The organism is Agrobacterium sp. CNPSo 3708, assembly GCF_028674915.1.
Classification (GTDB): Bacteria; Pseudomonadota; Alphaproteobacteria; order Rhizobiales; family Rhizobiaceae; genus Agrobacterium; species Agrobacterium cavarae.
The window spans coordinates 588,857-603,988 of the sequence record NZ_JAQZSF010000001.1 but is presented as its reverse complement, the minus strand read 5'-3'; the positions used below and the strand labels follow the sequence as shown (position 1 = coordinate 603,988).

General features: G+C 59.7%; 13 protein-coding genes. 8 read left to right on the top strand and 5 right to left on the bottom strand.

Features of this window, described 5'->3' with window-relative positions; all coding sequences use genetic code 11:
• Positions 1–105: 105 nt before the first annotated feature.
• On the top strand, positions 106–1,602 hold the full coding sequence (locus PVA19_RS02820; RefSeq protein ID WP_062427260.1) for a CoA-acylating methylmalonate-semialdehyde dehydrogenase: 1,497 nt from the start codon (positions 106–108) through the stop codon (positions 1,600–1,602).
• 226 nt (positions 1,603–1,828) lie between these two features.
• Here PVA19_RS02820 and PVA19_RS02815 read toward each other — a convergent pair whose 3' ends face one another.
• Genes PVA19_RS02815 through hutI form a run of 5 tightly spaced genes read right to left on the bottom strand, consistent with a single transcriptional unit; the run spans position 1,829 to position 7,682 of the window.
• Positions 1,829–2,395 carry a HutD/Ves family protein gene (locus PVA19_RS02815; protein WP_062427259.1) on the bottom strand — a complete coding sequence of 189 codons (567 nt, stop codon included), beginning with the start codon at positions 2,393–2,395 and terminating at the stop codon, positions 1,829–1,831.
• A gap of 3 nt (positions 2,396–2,398) precedes the next feature.
• Entirely contained in the window at positions 2,399–4,084 is a 1,686-nt protein-coding gene (gene hutU, locus PVA19_RS02810; protein ID WP_062427258.1) for a urocanate hydratase, read from the bottom strand.
• A 12-nt stretch (positions 4,085–4,096) separates the two neighbouring features.
• Positions 4,097–4,897 (bottom strand): N-formylglutamate deformylase, encoded by an 801-nt coding sequence (hutG, locus tag PVA19_RS02805; protein ID WP_062427257.1) that lies wholly within the window; start codon positions 4,895–4,897, stop codon positions 4,097–4,099.
• Between the two features lies 1 nt (position 4,898).
• Positions 4,899–6,434: a histidine ammonia-lyase gene (gene hutH, locus PVA19_RS02800; protein ID WP_274101060.1), complete on the bottom strand. Its 1,536-nt coding sequence runs from the start codon at positions 6,432–6,434 to the stop codon at positions 4,899–4,901.
• A gap of 3 nt (positions 6,435–6,437) precedes the next feature.
• Complete coding sequence (gene hutI / locus PVA19_RS02795) at positions 6,438–7,682, bottom strand: imidazolonepropionase (RefSeq protein ID WP_274101059.1); 1,245 nt, start codon at positions 7,680–7,682, stop codon at positions 6,438–6,440.
• A gap of 85 nt (positions 7,683–7,767) precedes the next feature.
• Between hutI and PVA19_RS02790 the strand changes: the two genes are divergently transcribed.
• The 7 genes from PVA19_RS02790 to pncB all read left to right on the top strand — a co-directional run bounded on the left by PVA19_RS02790 (position 7,768) and on the right by pncB (position 15,095).
• Positions 7,768–9,111: a formimidoylglutamate deiminase gene (locus PVA19_RS02790; RefSeq protein WP_062599099.1), complete on the top strand. Its 1,344-nt coding sequence runs from the start codon at positions 7,768–7,770 to the stop codon at positions 9,109–9,111.
• Positions 9,112–9,200: 89 nt separating this feature from the next.
• Positions 9,201–10,130, top strand: a complete 930-nt coding sequence (locus PVA19_RS02785; RefSeq protein WP_062599100.1) for a DMT family transporter — start codon at positions 9,201–9,203, stop codon at positions 10,128–10,130.
• A 349-nt stretch (positions 10,131–10,479) separates the two neighbouring features.
• A complete protein-coding gene (locus PVA19_RS02780; RefSeq protein WP_062599101.1) occupies positions 10,480–11,586 on the top strand; it encodes a DUF475 domain-containing protein in 1,107 nt (368 codons plus the stop codon).
• A gap of 314 nt (positions 11,587–11,900) precedes the next feature.
• Entirely contained in the window at positions 11,901–12,245 is a 345-nt protein-coding gene (locus PVA19_RS02775; protein ID WP_062427251.1) for a MarR family winged helix-turn-helix transcriptional regulator, read from the top strand.
• A 71-nt stretch (positions 12,246–12,316) separates the two neighbouring features.
• Positions 12,317–13,174 (top strand): C40 family peptidase, encoded by an 858-nt coding sequence (locus PVA19_RS02770; protein WP_274101058.1) that lies wholly within the window; start codon positions 12,317–12,319, stop codon positions 13,172–13,174.
• An 87-nt stretch (positions 13,175–13,261) separates the two neighbouring features.
• Positions 13,262–13,627 carry a hypothetical protein gene (locus PVA19_RS02765; protein ID WP_274101057.1) on the top strand — a complete coding sequence of 122 codons (366 nt, stop codon included), beginning with the start codon at positions 13,262–13,264 and terminating at the stop codon, positions 13,625–13,627.
• 163 nt (positions 13,628–13,790) lie between these two features.
• Positions 13,791–15,095 (top strand): nicotinate phosphoribosyltransferase, encoded by a 1,305-nt coding sequence (gene pncB / locus PVA19_RS02760; RefSeq protein WP_062443305.1) that lies wholly within the window; start codon positions 13,791–13,793, stop codon positions 15,093–15,095.
• The last annotated feature ends 37 nt before the right edge of the window (positions 15,096–15,132 follow it).

Below are 15,132 nucleotides of genomic sequence, written 5' to 3'. Positions count from 1 at the left end.
TGGGGTAGGACTTTAATTTACGCACAACGGATGATTACTCCCGGTCATTGATTTGTGCAAATTAAAGCGCGAAGGTGCCGCAACGAAAAATCCAAGGAGGACACCATGAACGAGATCGGCCATTTCATTGACGGCAAGCGCGTGGCAGGCACGAGCGGCCGCACGTCGAATGTCTTCAACCCGGCAACCGGCGAAGTGCAGGCAACGGTGGCGCTGGCAAGCGATGCCGAAATCCTCGCCGCGGTGCAGAGCGCCAAGGCCGCGCAGCCGAAATGGGCCGCGACCAACCCGCAGCGTCGCGCCCGCGTCTTCTTCAAGTTCGTCGAACTCCTCAACAAGAACATGGATGAGCTGGCGGTGCTTCTCTCCAGCGAGCACGGCAAGACGGTCGAAGATTCCAAGGGCGATATCATTCGCGGCCTGGAAGTCTGCGAGTTCGTCTGTGGCATTCCGCATCTCGCCAAGGGCGAGTTCACCGAAGGCGCTGGCCCGGCGATCGACATGTATTCCATCCGCCAGCCGGTCGGCATTGGTGCAGGTATCACGCCGTTCAACTTCCCTGCCATGATCCCCATGTGGATGTTCGCCCCGGCAATCGCCTGCGGCAACGCCTTCATCCTCAAGCCATCCGAGCGTGATCCTTCCTTGCCGATCCGTCTCGCAGAATTGATGATCGAAGCAGGTCTGCCCGCCGGCATTCTCAACGTCATCAATGGCGACAAGAGCGCGGTTGATGGTCTTTTGACCAACCCGGACGTCGGCGCTGTCTCCTTCGTCGGCTCCACGCCGATTGCCCGTTACGTCTATGGAACCGCTGCCATGAACGGCAAGCGCGCCCAGTGCTTCGGCGGCGCGAAGAACCACATGATCATCATGCCGGATGCCGATCTCGATCAGGCCGTCAACGCGCTGATGGGTGCCGGTTACGGTTCGGCTGGCGAACGCTGCATGGCCGTCTCAGTCGCCGTACCTGTGGGCGAAGACACCGCCAATCGTCTCGTCGAAAAGCTTATCCCGCAAATTGAAGCTCTGAAGATCGGTCCTTACACTGACGACAAGGCCGATATGGGTCCGCTCATCACCAAGGAAGCCCAGGCGCGCGTCAAGGGTCTGATCGACAGCGGTGTCGAGCAGGGCGCCAAGCTTCTCGTCGATGGTCGCGATTTCAAGCTGCAGGGCTATGAGGACGGTTACTTCGTCGGCGGCTGCCTGTTCGACCACGTCACGCCTGACATGGATATCTACAAGCAGGAAATCTTCGGACCGGTTCTCTCCGTCGTCCGCGCCCAGAACTACGAAGAAGCGCTCGACCTGCCGATGAAGCATGAATATGGCAATGGCGTCGCCATCTTCACCCGCGACGGCGATGCCGCCCGCGACTTTGCTTCCCGCATCAATATCGGCATGATCGGCGTCAACGTTCCGATCCCGGTTCCGCTCGCCTATCACTCCTTCGGCGGCTGGAAGGCCTCGAGCTTCGGCGACCTCAACCAGCATGGCACGGATTCAATCAAGTTCTGGACCAAGACCAAGACGATCACCGCCCGCTGGCCATCCGGCATCAAGTCGGGTGCTGAATTCGTCATGCCGACGATGAAGTGATGCGGATTGAAGTTTGAAGGATGGAGGCCCCGTTTGCGCGGGGCCTTTCTTTTGGTAGCCCAAACTCTTCCTCGGGTCATCCTAGGGCTTGACCCGAGGATCCATTTTTCCCAACGGCGTTAATGGCTTATAGATCCTAGGCTCAAGGCGGAGGATGACGGCTAAGAGGGAAGTTGGCCGTCGTCTTCAAGCAGAGCATCGCTTGAGCTCGTCTCTTAGTCCAGCGCTAAGCAGCCCCTTGAAGTCGTATTTCATAGCAGACGATATTCTCAGCCGTCACGCTGGCATCCTCTCCAACGAGCACGCAATCCATCGCCTCCAGCTTCACCGTCTCGCCCGCAGTGGTGAACGTAACGGGCCCCGTCGCCAGAAGATACACCGTCTCCCCACGTTCACAGCCATGCACCGAGAACGAACTAGCGCGTCGCTCAACGCAATGCGCAAACCGCCCTCGACGCGTCATGACGTTGAGATCGGTGATCGCGCCATCCACAAGCGTTGCGTCGACAGGAACATCGGCGGCAAAACGAAGCGGATCGCTTTCCATCGTCAAAAGAACCTGTGCCGCAGCATCGATGGTGAGCGACATGCCGTGCCCGGACAGAATGGATAGCGTTCGATCAATCTCCGGAAACAGAGAAAAAGCGCCGTCATTGGCTACGCTTGCCATGCTGATCCGCCACTCGAACGCGTCCATGGACGCGCCCGGCGGAAAGACGGCGATTTCCACCGTCTCTCCCTTGCCGTTCTTCCACGGCATGCGCTTGTACTCTGACGCGCGAAGCCGCCTCATCGCTCAGTTACCCAGAATGCCGGGCAGGCGAAGGCCCTTCTCCTTGGCGCAATCGAGCGCGATGTCGTAACCGGCATCCGCGTGGCGCATCACGCCCGTCGCCGGGTCGTTCCACAGCACGCGCTCCAGACGGCGTGCGGCATCATCCGTGCCGTCGGCGCAGATGACGACACCCGAGTGCTGCGAGAAGCCCATGCCGACGCCGCCGCCATGGTGCAGCGACACCCAGGTGGCGCCCGATGCGGTGTTGAGCAGCGCGTTCAACAGCGGCCAGTCGGAAACGGCATCCGAGCCGTCCTTCATCGCTTCGGTCTCGCGATTGGGTGAGGCGACCGAGCCGGAATCGAGGTGATCGCGACCGATCACGACCGGGGCCTTCAACTCGCCGCTCTTGACCATGTCGTTGAAGGCAAGCGCCAGGCGATGCCGATCGCCAAGACCAACCCAGCAAATACGCGCTGGCAGACCCTGGAAGGCGATGCGCTCACGCGCCATGTCCAGCCAGTTGTGCAGGTGTTTGTTGTCCGGCAGCAGTTCCTTCACCTTGGCGTCGGTCTTGTAGATGTCTTCCGGATCACCCGAAAGGGCAGCCCAACGGAACGGCCCGATGCCGCGGCAAAAGAGCGGACGGATATAGGCAGGCACGAAACCGGGGAAGGCGAAGGCGTTTTCGAAGCCCTCTTCCTTGGCGACCTGGCGGATATTGTTGCCGTAATCGAGCGTTGGAACACCGGCGTTCCAGAAATCCACCATGGCCTGAACCTGCGTCTTCATCGAAGCGCGGGCAGCAGCCTCCACCGCCTTCGGATCGCTTTCCTGCTTGGCGCGCCATTCGGCGACGCTCCAGCCGGAAGGCAGATAGCCATGGATTGGGTCATGCGCGGACGTCTGGTCGGTGACGATATCAGGGCGTGCACCGCCAGCCTTCATCCGCTTGACGAGTTCCGGGAAGATATCGGCGGCATTGCCGATCAGGCCAACGGACTTCGCTTCGCCCGCCTTGGTCCACTGGTCGATCAGCGCAAGCGCCTCATCCAGCGTATGCGCCTTGGCATCGAGGTAGCGGGTGCGCAGGCGGAAATCGACGCGGGTCTCGTCACATTCGACAGCCAGGCAGCAGGCGCCTGCCATCACGGCTGCGAGCGGCTGTGCGCCACCCATGCCACCAAGGCCACCGGTCAGGATCCACTTGCCTGTGAGGTTGCCGCCGAAATGCTGGCGCCCGGCTTCCACGAAGGTTTCGTAGGTGCCCTGAACGATGCCCTGCGTGCCGATATAGATCCACGACCCGGCCGTCATCTGGCCGTACATGGCAAGGCCCTTGCGGTCCAGTTCATTGAAATGCTCCCACGTCGCCCAATGCGGAACGAGGTTGGAGTTGGCGATCAGCACGCGCGGCGCGTCCTTGTGGGTGCGAAACACGCCGACAGGCTTGCCGGATTGCACCAGCAGCGTCTCGTCTTCGTTGAGGTCCTTCAGCGTGGCGACGATCCGGTCGAAATCCTCCCAGGTGCGCGCTGCACGACCAATGCCGCCATAGACCACCAGTTCATGCGGGCGCTCCGCGACATCCGGGTCCAGGTTGTTCATCAACATGCGCAACGGCGCCTCGGTCATCCAACTCTTGGCATTTAGTTCCGGACCCTGCGGTGCGCGGACTTCTCGTTCGTTATGACGCGGGTTTGTCATGATCTTTCCCCTTTATGGTCTGAGAGCGAGCGCAAAATCTTGCATGCGCGTCAGAATGGTTTTGAGATGGGTGCGGAGTTTCGCGGCCTTGTCGTCATCATAGGCAAAGGGCGGCGTCTCAGTTTTGAGATGCGTGCATTGCGCAAGCTCCATCTGGATCGCATGCACGCCCTTATCCGGCTGGCCGTAGTGACGCGTCGTCCAGCCGCCCTTGAAGCGGCCATTGAGAATGGACGTATAGCCTTCAGCCGCCGAGGTCACATCGACGGCAATGGCCTCCACCGCCGGATCGCAGGTCTTGCCCATATCCGTGCCGATGTTGAAATCCGGCAGCTTTCCTTCGAAGAGGAAGGGAATATTCGAGCGGATGGAATGGCAATCATAGAGGATCGCCACGCCATGGATCGCCTTCACACGGTCGATCTCGGCTGCAAGCGCTGCATGATAAGGCGCATGGAAATGCTGCAGCCGGTAGGCGATATCCTCTTCCGTCGGCGCCTCACCCTCTTTCCAGATCGCCTCGCCATCGAAATCCGTTTCCGGCACGAGGCCGGTCGTGTTCTGGCCTGGATAAAGGCTGGTGCCGGAAGGATCGCGATTGGCATCGATCACATAGCGATGGAAGGTGGCGCGCACCGTCGTCGCGTCGGAGAGCAGACCGGCATAAAGCTCGTGAATGTGCCAGTCCGTGTCTGCCAGCAGCTGGCCATTGTCGTTCAGCCGCTCCCAGATCTCTGGTGGAACGTCCGTGCCAGTGTGCGGCAGACCGAGAATGACGGGCGATCGACCCTGGTGGATATCGACGACTGACATCTCAAGCCTCCAGCTTCGGCAGAATGCCATCTGAAATCGCACCCACCAGCGCACCGGTAGCGATCAGGTCGGATGCGGCCTTGAGATCGGGCGCCATGTAGCGATCCTCTTCAAGCGAGGGAATTTCTGCGCGCAGAACAGACATGGCCTTCTGCAGCTCAGGACTCGTCTTCAATGGACCGCGAAGCTCGACGCCCTGCACGGCAGACAGCGCCTCGATGCCAAGGATGGCGAAGAGATTGTCCGTCATGGGCAGCAGGCGGCGCGCGCCGTGGCAGGCCATGGACACATGGTCTTCCTGGTTGGCGGAAGTCGGCGTGGAATCGACGGATGCCGGATGCGACATCTGCTTGTTTTCGCTCATCAGCGCAGCCGACGTTACTTCGGCGATCATCAGCCCGGAGTTCAGGCCGGGCTTCTTCGAAAGAAAGGCCGGCAGGCCATAGGAGAGGGCCGGATCGACCAGAAGCGCGATACGACGCTGGGCAATCGCACCGATTTCGCAGATCGCAAGGGCGGTCTGGTCCGCGGCAAAGGCCACGGGCTCTGCATGGAAATTGCCGCCGGAGACGACCGAGTTATCGGACAGAACCAGCGGGTTATCGGTCACCGCATTGGCTTCGATTTCGAGCGTCTTCGCCACCTGTCGCAGAAGATCGAGGCATGCGCCATCCACCTGCGGCTGGCAGCGGATGCAATAGGGGTCCTGAACCCGCTCGTCGCCTTCAATATGGCTGACGCGGATTTCCGATCCTTCCAGCAACTGCCGAAGGGCCGCACCGGCGTCGATCTGGCCCTTGTGGCCGCGAAGCGTCTGAATATCAGGGTGGAAGGGTGCCGAAGACCCCATCGCCGCATCGGTGGAAAGCGCGCCGGTGATGAGGGCTGCCTGTGCCGCGCGATGGGCGCGGAAGAGACCGGCGAGCGCCAGCGCGGTCGATGTCTGCGTGCCGTTGATCAGCGCCAGACCTTCCTTGGCCGCTAGAACCACAGGTGTCAGCCCGGCCTTTGCCAGCGCGTCGCGGGCGGCCATCTGCTCGCCGCCAAAGAAGGCTTCGCCTTCGCCCATCATTACTGCGGCCATATGCGCGAGCGGCGCAAGATCGCCCGAAGCACCGACCGAGCCCTTCTCCGGGATTAGCGGAATGACGCCCTTTTCCAGCATCGCCTCGATCAGCCGCACCAGCTCCAGCCGCACACCGGACGCGCCGCGCCCAAGGGAGATGAGCTTGAGCGCCATGATCAGCCGCACGACATTTTCCGGCAGGGGCGCGCCAACGCCGCAGCAATGGGAAAGGATCAGATTGCGCTGAAGGGTCGCGACATCGGCGGCATCGATCTTGATCGAGGCCAGTTTGCCGAAGCCGGTATTGATGCCATAGACCGGCGCGTTGCCGGCGGCGATATCAGCGATGCGCTTCGCCGCCTTCTCGATACCGGTATCGAAGGAGGGATGGAGCTTGGCGGCACCATTCTCCCAGTAGATTGTCGCGAGATCGGCAAGTGGCACTGCGCCCGGATGAAGAATGATGGTCATGGTTCAGATCGTCCGTCCCTTGAAGATGCGTGCATGAAGCGGATTGAAGCCGATGCGATAGACGAGTTCCGCCGGACGCTCGATGTTCCAGATGGCGAGATCGGCAGATTTTCCAACTTCCAGCGTGCCGGCCTCGGCGAGAATACCGAGAGCCTTGGCGGCGTTGCGGGTCGTGGCGGTGAGGCACTCATCCACCGTCATGCGAAAGAGTGTCGCTCCCATATTCATGGTGAGCAACAGCGATGTCAGCGGCGAGGTGCCGGGATTGCAATCTGTCGCAAGCGCGATCTCTGCGCCCGCATCGCGCAGAGCCTGCATCGGCGGAAGCTTTGTTTCGCGCAGCGCATAGAAAGCGCCCGGCAGAAGAACGGCCACAGTGCCGGATGTGGCGAGCGCCTTCGCACCAGCCTCGTCCAGATGTTCCAGATGGTCGGCTGAAAGTGCGCCATAGGAGGCGGCCAGTTCTGCGCCGTGAAGATTGGATAGCTGTTCTGCGTGAAGCTTGATCGGCAGGCCGAGTGCTTTGGCCTTGTCAAAGACGACGCGCATTTCCTCGACGGAAAAAGCGATGCCTTCGCAAAACCCATCGACCGCATCAACCAGCTTTTCGTGATGCGCACGTTCCATACCGGGCAATACAACGTCGGCTATGTAATCCGCATTCCGCCCTTTGTATTCGGCGGGCGTCGCATGGGCGGCGAGATAGCTAGTCAGAACACGAACCGGACGCAAAGTTTCGAGCCTGCGCGCGACGCGCAGCATCTTCAGTTCGGTGTCGATATTGAGCCCATAGCCGGATTTGATCTCAATGGTGGAAACACCTTCGGCAAGCAGCGTGTCGAGGCGGGGAAGGGCTTCCGCGACCAGTTCGTCTTCGCTCCTCGTGCGGGTATCACGCACGGAAGAGACGATACCGCCGCCAGCCTTGGCGATCTCTTCATAGCTTGCGCCATTCAGACGCATCTCGAATTCCATGGCGCGGTTGCCGCCAAAGACCAGATGCGTGTGGCAATCGATCAATCCGGGCGTGATCCAGCGGCCATCACAATCGATGGTCTCTGCCTCGGCGATCAGGTTTGAAGGGAGCTCGGATTCGGGACCGACAAACACGATCCGTCCATCTTTGGCGGCAATTGCGCCGCCCTCGATAATGCCAAGGCCGTCACGGGAAGGATCAAGCGTCGCAAGGCGGGCGTTTCGCCAGAGCGAAATGCCGTTGTCGGCCGAGGTGGAATTCCGGTTTGTCATCAGTTTTTCCTTCCCTTCTGATCAATATGTATATACATAATAGAGGTTGAGGCAAGAGCCTGTTCGAGGAAATTGAGGAGCCGACATGTTCATCCATGCTGAAACCGCTTTGTTGCCGACAGGTTGGGCGACCAATGTTCGCCTCGAGATCGCAGATGGTAAGATCTTGTCGGTCACGCAGGGCGTGGAAGCCGTCGCCGGTGACGAGCGTCACGCGGTGCTCGTGCCTGCCATGCCGAACCTTCACAGCCACGCCTTTCAACGCGCCATGGCCGGCATGGTGGAACGGCGCGGTGCCACCGAGGACAGTTTCTGGAGCTGGCGCACGCTGATGTACCGCTTCGCCCTGTCGATGACGCCGGAGCAGGTGGAGGCGGTGGCAGCTCAGCTTTACATGGAAATGCTGGAGGCCGGTTTTGGTCGCGTGGGTGAGTTTCATTATCTCCATCACGACAAGGATGGCGCTCATTATGCCAACATTGCGGAGCTGGCCGAACGCATCGCTGCCGCAGCATCGCAAACCGGTATTTCTCTGACATTGCTGCCAGTCCTCTACGCCCATTCCGGTTTCGGCGGCGAGCCTCCTGTGGAAGGCCAGCGCCGCTTTATCAACTCGACTGACAGTTTCGCCCGTCTGCTGGAGGGTTGCCGCAGAGCTGTCTCAGCTTTGCCCGCAAGCGTCGTCGGCGTTGCTCCCCATAGCCTGCGCGCTGTAACGCCGGAAGAGCTGAGCTTTGCCGCGCAATTGGCGCCCGATGCGCCGCTTCACATTCACATTGCCGAGCAGGTGAAAGAGGTTGAAGACTGCATCGCCTGGTCCGGCAGGCGTCCGGTGGAATGGCTGCTGGAGAATGCGGAGGTCACGGATCGCTGGTGCCTCATCCACGCAACGCATATGACGGAAGCCGAAACGCAAGGCGTGGCCAGAAAGGGTGCGATTGCTGGTCTCTGCCCGATCACGGAAGCCAATCTCGGGGATGGCACCTTTTCTGCCGTTGAATTCCTCAAACATGGCGGCACCTTCGGCATCGGCTCGGACAGCAATGTGCTGATCGGTGTCGGTGAAGAGCTGCGTCAGCTCGAATATTCTCAACGCCTTTCGCACCGCGCGCGCAACGTTATTGCCCCGGCCAATGGCTCGACGGGCCGCACCCTATTCGACGGCGCTTTGACGGGCGGCGCGAAGGCTTTGGGTGTCAAGGCCGGGATCGCCGCAGGCAATGCCGCGGATTTCTCATCCTTGAATGTGGAGGCCGCTCCCTATCTGCAAGGCGACGATATTCTCGACGGCTGGATTTTCGGCAATCTCGTCAAGCCGCATGACGTGTGGATCGGCGGCAAGCCAGTGGTGCGCGACGGCGCACACATCCGACGCGATGAAATTGCAGGTCGCTTCCAGCACACGATGCGGCAGCTTTTGTCCGTCTGACGCGAATAGATGAAGCTAATATAGGCGCCGGACGACCTTGACTCGGAGAACAAGCTCGCCGAGTCATTGCGGTCAGGGAGTTCAGACACATGCCACATTTTCTTCGCCAGCTTTCGCCGACGGGCCTCGGCGTCGCGGTCATGCTTTTCGGCATGCTGCTCTTCGCGCTCAACGATGCGATGGGCAAGTTCCTCGTCTCCACCTACAGCCTCGGTCAGGTGATCGCCGTGCGTAGCATCGCGGCCGTCATTATCCTGCTGCCGATCGTTTGGAGGGCAGGGTTGCAGAAACTGGTGAATGTCGAGCGCCCCGGCCTTCAGGTCGCACGTGTCTTTTTCTCCACCGCAGAACTCTTCTGCTTCTATTTCGCCGTAGCGGCGCTTCCGCTTGCCGACGTCATGACATACTGGCTGGCGGCACCCATCTATGTAGCTGCGCTCTCGCCCTTCCTTCTTGGCGAGAAAGTCGGCTGGCGGCGATGGACGGCCATCGGTATCGGCTTTGTAGGCGTGCTGATAGCGCTGAAACCAAGCTCGGCCTCGTTGACCAGCGCGGCCTTCTTTTCCATCCTTGGCAGTGCGGCCTTTGCCTTCATGATGCTGTCCGGCCGGCAGCTTCGCAACACGCCGGACACGGTTCTGGCTTTCTGGCAGATTATCGGGGCAGGGCTTGCCGGCATTGTCGCCATTCTCATCACGCCGTCCGGCTGGATTCCGATACAATCCGGTTTCGACCTGTCGCTGCTCGCACTTCTCGGTATCGTGGCGATGACCGCGCATGTGCTGGTCAATCGCGCGCTCAAACTCGCCGATGCGGCGACGGTTGCGCCCTTGCAATACACATTGCTGCTGTGGGCCGTCATCTTCGGCTGGCTGATCTTCGGCGATGTGCCGCAGCTCAGCATTGTCATTGGCGCCGGGTTGATCGTTCTCTCGGGGCTCTACATCTTCTTCCGCGAGAATGCCGTGAAGCGCAAACAGGCAAAGACGGCAGTTCAGCCCATCGAAGATCTGGTCTGATCCTTAAGCGCACCGCAACGATGGCTTGGTGCCCGGATACAACCTGAGAGACGTAAAGCAGGGGTCATCGAGCCGCGGAGAGTCTGACGACCAGCCAAAAAACAACTTTGACCTTGACGAAATCACGAAGTTGAGAGACTAGAGTGACATGCTGCCCCTGACATCGGGCAGGATGAAACCTTGGTGCCGGGCCCCTCTGGCGAGAGTTTTACGGCGCTCTCGCGATGTCGGTACCGCCTGCTTATGACGCCGGCGGATGAACACCCATGAACAACTCAACCATGCATTCTGTGCTGGCGCGCGACGCCATGCACATCTCCCGCTCTCCAAATGTCGCGGGAGCTTTGTGATGACCCCCACCACGCAATCCACGCTCTCCTATTTCAAATGGGCCTTTATCGTCACGGTCGTCGGCCTCCTTCTTGGCGGCTATCTCGGCTGGGAAATGACCGGCACTGTGAGTGGCACCGCCACGATCTTCTTCATCTGCGCGGTGCTGGCCGTGCTGGAAATCTCGCTCTCCTTCGACAACGCCATCGTCAATGCCAACAAGCTGAAGGACATGACGCCGGAGTGGCAGCATCGCTTCCTCACCTGGGGCATTCTGATCGCCGTCTTCGGCATGCGTATCGTCTTCCCGCTTCTGATCGTCGTCATCGCCGCTAATGTCGGCCCTTGGACGGCTATGGTGATGGCCGCGACCGAGCCGGATCGCTACGCCCAGATCATGCATGACGCCCATCTGCCGATTGCGGCTTTTGGCGGCACCTTCCTGATGATGGTTGGCCTCAGCTTCTTCTTCGACCATGAGAAGGACGTTCACTGGGTCCGTTGGTTCGAGGAAAAGATTGCGACCTATTCCTCGATCAAGGGCATCGAGATCGCCTTCGTCCTGATCATCATGCTGATCTTCACGCGCATCATCAGCAACAGCACCAACCCTGATCTCGGCCCGGAAGCAGCCAATGTCTTCTTCACCTCCGCGATCTGGGGCCTCTTGACCTTCCTTCTGGTGGAAGTGCTTGGCGGCGTCCTCGATCGCAGCCAGCAGATGCTGGAAGGCGCGGCGAAGGGTGGCTTCGGCGCGTTCCTGTACCTCGAAGTTCTGGATGCCAGCTTCTCCTTCGATGGTGTCATCGGCGCCTTCGCTCTGACGTCGAACCTCTTCATCATCGCCATCGGCCTTGGTATCGGCGCCATGTATGTGCGCTCCATGACCATCATGCTGGTGGAGAAGGGGACGCTCGCGGAATATCGCTATCTGGAGCACGGCGCCTTCTACGCGATCCTGATCCTCGCGGTGATCATGTACACGCAAAGCCTCGTCCACATTCCGGAAGTCATCACCGGTCTTGGCGGCGCGACCCTCATCGGCATCGCGCTCTGGTCTTCGATCCGCTACAACAGGCAGGAAAAAGCCCGCGAAGCCGGTGCCGTGCATGGCGCCAAAGTCTGACGAAGCGCAAGACCCTCGCCTTGAATGGTAGAGGGTCGCTGCATCTTAATTTTGCGCGGCGCTTAAAAAATCGCCCGTGACCCCTCGCAATCGATGCGAATCGAGGGTGCGGAGACGCCAAATTGTCGAAATGGCAGGTTGGCACGCTTCCTGCATCTTGAGTTCCCAAGTCCAGAGGGGACGCGAAAGCTCAAAAGAGCAGAGACAGACCGCCGCCATTTCGAAGAGAAAACTTCGATGGCGGCGGTTTTGTTTTTATTCACCGCTTGGCGCGATGATGTGCGCGATTGTTACAAGAACAGAGAGGTCCCGACGTGCCAGTGGAATTGTCGCCAAGCCAGGCGCTTGGCTTGTGGCACCGCGTCGCGCTGGCGCAGGTGGAAGACAATGCGCCTGATCTGACACTGAGACAAACGGCGATCCTTCTCCAGATTTATCTGGTGCCACCGCCGCACACGGTTCGCGGCTTGGCGAGTGTACTTGGCGTCACCAAGCCTGTGATCACGCGAGCACTCGACAGCATGGGCGCGATGGGTCTTGTCGATCGTGAGCGCGATGCGAAGGACCGCCGCAATGTGGTGATCAAACGCACGGTCGCTGGCGCGCTTTATCTGGAAAAATTCGGCGATCTGATTATTGATGGAGCAAGAAAAGCTTAATGCTCGAAAGTTGCCGCATTGCCGTTCGATGAACGTCAGATAAACCTTTCGAAAACCAGGACCGAACGACCATGACATCCGCCGAAACGCTTGACCGCCGACTGAACGTCTTCCGCGCCGATATCGCAGATGCGAAACTTGAAGGCAGGGTCGAGGCACAGCGTTTCATTACTGGCGAATCCGCGCAAATCGCCCTTCCCGTCATCGGGCTTCGCCCGAAGCCCGATATGGCCTCTGGCATCGATACCGAACTGCTGCTTGGCGAGGCCATCCGTGTTTTCGATAGCGCCGATGGCTGGGCCTTTGTGCAGGCTGAGGTTGATGGTTATGTCGGTTACGTTCCAGATGCTGCGGTGGGCCCTGTGGAAGCGGCGACCCATATCGTCATCGCTCCCCGCACCTTTCTCTATCCCGCCGCTGAACTGAGAAAGCCGCCCGTTGCGGCCCTTTCCATGGGCAGCCGCCTGACATTCGTCGGCGAAGAGGAGACGCGCGGAACGCGCTACCTGATGACGGCAAAAGGCGAGGGCGTGATTGCCGCCCATTGTCTGCCCGTCGACCAGCAGATTTCGAGCGACTACGTCGCGGTCGCGCTGCGCTTTCTGGAAACACCCTATCTCTGGGGCGGCCGCTCCGGCTTCGGCATTGATTGCTCCGGCCTCGTACAGCTGTCGATGGCTATGACTGGCAAGTTTGCGCTGCGCGATACGGATATGCAGGTGAAGTCTCTCGGAACCGAAATCGAGCGCGATGCCTTGCGCCGCGGCGACCTCGTCTTCTGGAAAGGCCATGTGGGCATCATGGAGGACGAAAAGACGTTGCTGCACGCCAACGGCCATACGATGAATGTCGCACGCGAAAATCTGGACGAGGCCATTGAGCGGATTGGCTGGCTCTATGACAGACCGACAGCCTATCGCCGTCCGTGATTGCTCACGAAAACGTTTTGAAAGGCATCCTGCGGATCACGTTGGCTCTGCTTATATGAACGTCATCTTGCATTGGGATGCGATATGATGAGAAGCCTGAAACGTGCTCTTGCCGGTCTGACTGTGTGCCTTGTCGCCTGGGCCGTGCCCCAAGCTGGCACGGCCCAGATCGTCTATAAGGACGGTTATCTGCCCGCCCCCGACGCCTATGCCAATCTGCCTGGCGTGAAGGACCCGAAGACGCTGCAGCCGCAGGAGCGCTATCGCTGCCATTCGACTGTTGTTGAATCCAGCAACCCGAACGGCCCTTATCGCGATCTTTTCGGCAGCGATGGCCTGCCCGTTCAAGGCTATCGCTGCTCCGGCTCGTCAGGCACGTCCTTCTTCGGCACCAGAGTGCCGACATCGAAGGACTGGTATCCAGGCATCAACCCGCCCGCCACCGACTTCTAAATCGCTTTGGATTTCGCGAGTACCGTACCTGCATCAACCGGTCTGGACTTGCCATGCGCTTTTCAGATAAGTCTTTGACCCACAAGGTTCATGACCTTTAAAAATGCGCGGCGATGCCGGACCTGCCTCATGCAAGGGTCTGGCGCGGGGGATAGCAGCAGCAATGACGAAGACAGACATAGCGACCCGTGTTCACAACCACACCTGGAAGCTTGATCCCATCATCCGCAGCCTGATCGACACGGATTTCTACAAGCTGTTGATGTTGCAGATGATCTGGAAGCTCTATCCGGATGTCAATGCCACTTTCTCCCTAATCAACCGGACGAAGACGGTTCGGCTTGCAGAGGAAATCGACGAGGTCGAACTGCGCGAGCAGCTCGACCATGCGCGCAGCCTTCGACTGACGAAGAAGGAAAGCATCTGGCTTGCCGGTAACACCTTCTACGGACGCTCGCAGATTTTCGAGCCGGAGTTTCTTTCCTGGCTCTCCAGCTATCAATTGCCCGAATATGAGCTCTTCAAGCGCGACGGCCAGTACGAGCTGAATTTCCATGGCCGCTGGATGGATACCACGCTATGGGAAATCCCGGCGCTCGCCATCGTCAATGAGTTGCGTTCGAGAAGCGCGATGCGTTCGCTCGGCTATTTTACCCTCGACGTGCTCTATGCCCGTGCGAAGGCCAAGATGTGGGCAAAGGTGGAGCGGTTGCGCGAACTTCCTGGCCTGCGCATCTCCGATTTCGGCACGCGCCGCCGCCACAGCTTCCTGTGGCAGCGCTGGTGCGTCGAAGCGCTGAAGGAAGGCATCGGCCCGGCCTTTACCGGAACGAGCAATGTATTGCTGGCGATGGATTCCGATCTCGAAGCCGTCGGCACCAATGCGCATGAACTGCCGATGGTCGTGGCCGCTCTGGCACAGAACGACGAGGACCTGGCCGCAGCACCCTATCAGGTGATGAAGGACTGGAATCGGCTCTATGGCGGCAATCTTCTGATCGTCCTGCCGGACGCCTTCGGCACGGCGGCCTTCCTGCGCAATGCGCCGGAATGGGTGGCCGATTGGACAGGCTTCAGACCGGATAGCGCACCGCCGATCGAAGGCGGTGAAAAGATCATCGAGTGGTGGAAGAAGATGGGCCGCGACCCGAAGAAGAAGCTTCTCATCTTCTCCGACGGGCTGGATGTCGATGCCATTATCGACACCTATAAGCATTTCGAAGGCCGTGCGCGCATGAGCTTCGGCTGGGGCACCAACCTCACCAATGATTTTGCCGGCTGCGCGCCGAAAACCATCGAAGGCTTGAAGCCGATCTCGGTCGTCTGCAAGGTGAGCGATGCCAATGGCCGCCCCGCGGTCAAGCTTTCCGACAATCCGCAAAAGGCGACCGGCGAGGCAGACGAGGTGCAACGCTATCTGAAGTTCTTCGGCCAGGAAGACCGTAAGGACCAGAAGGTTCTGGTGTAAGCGCCTTCAAGAACTGCGATCTCACCCGGCCCGGTCA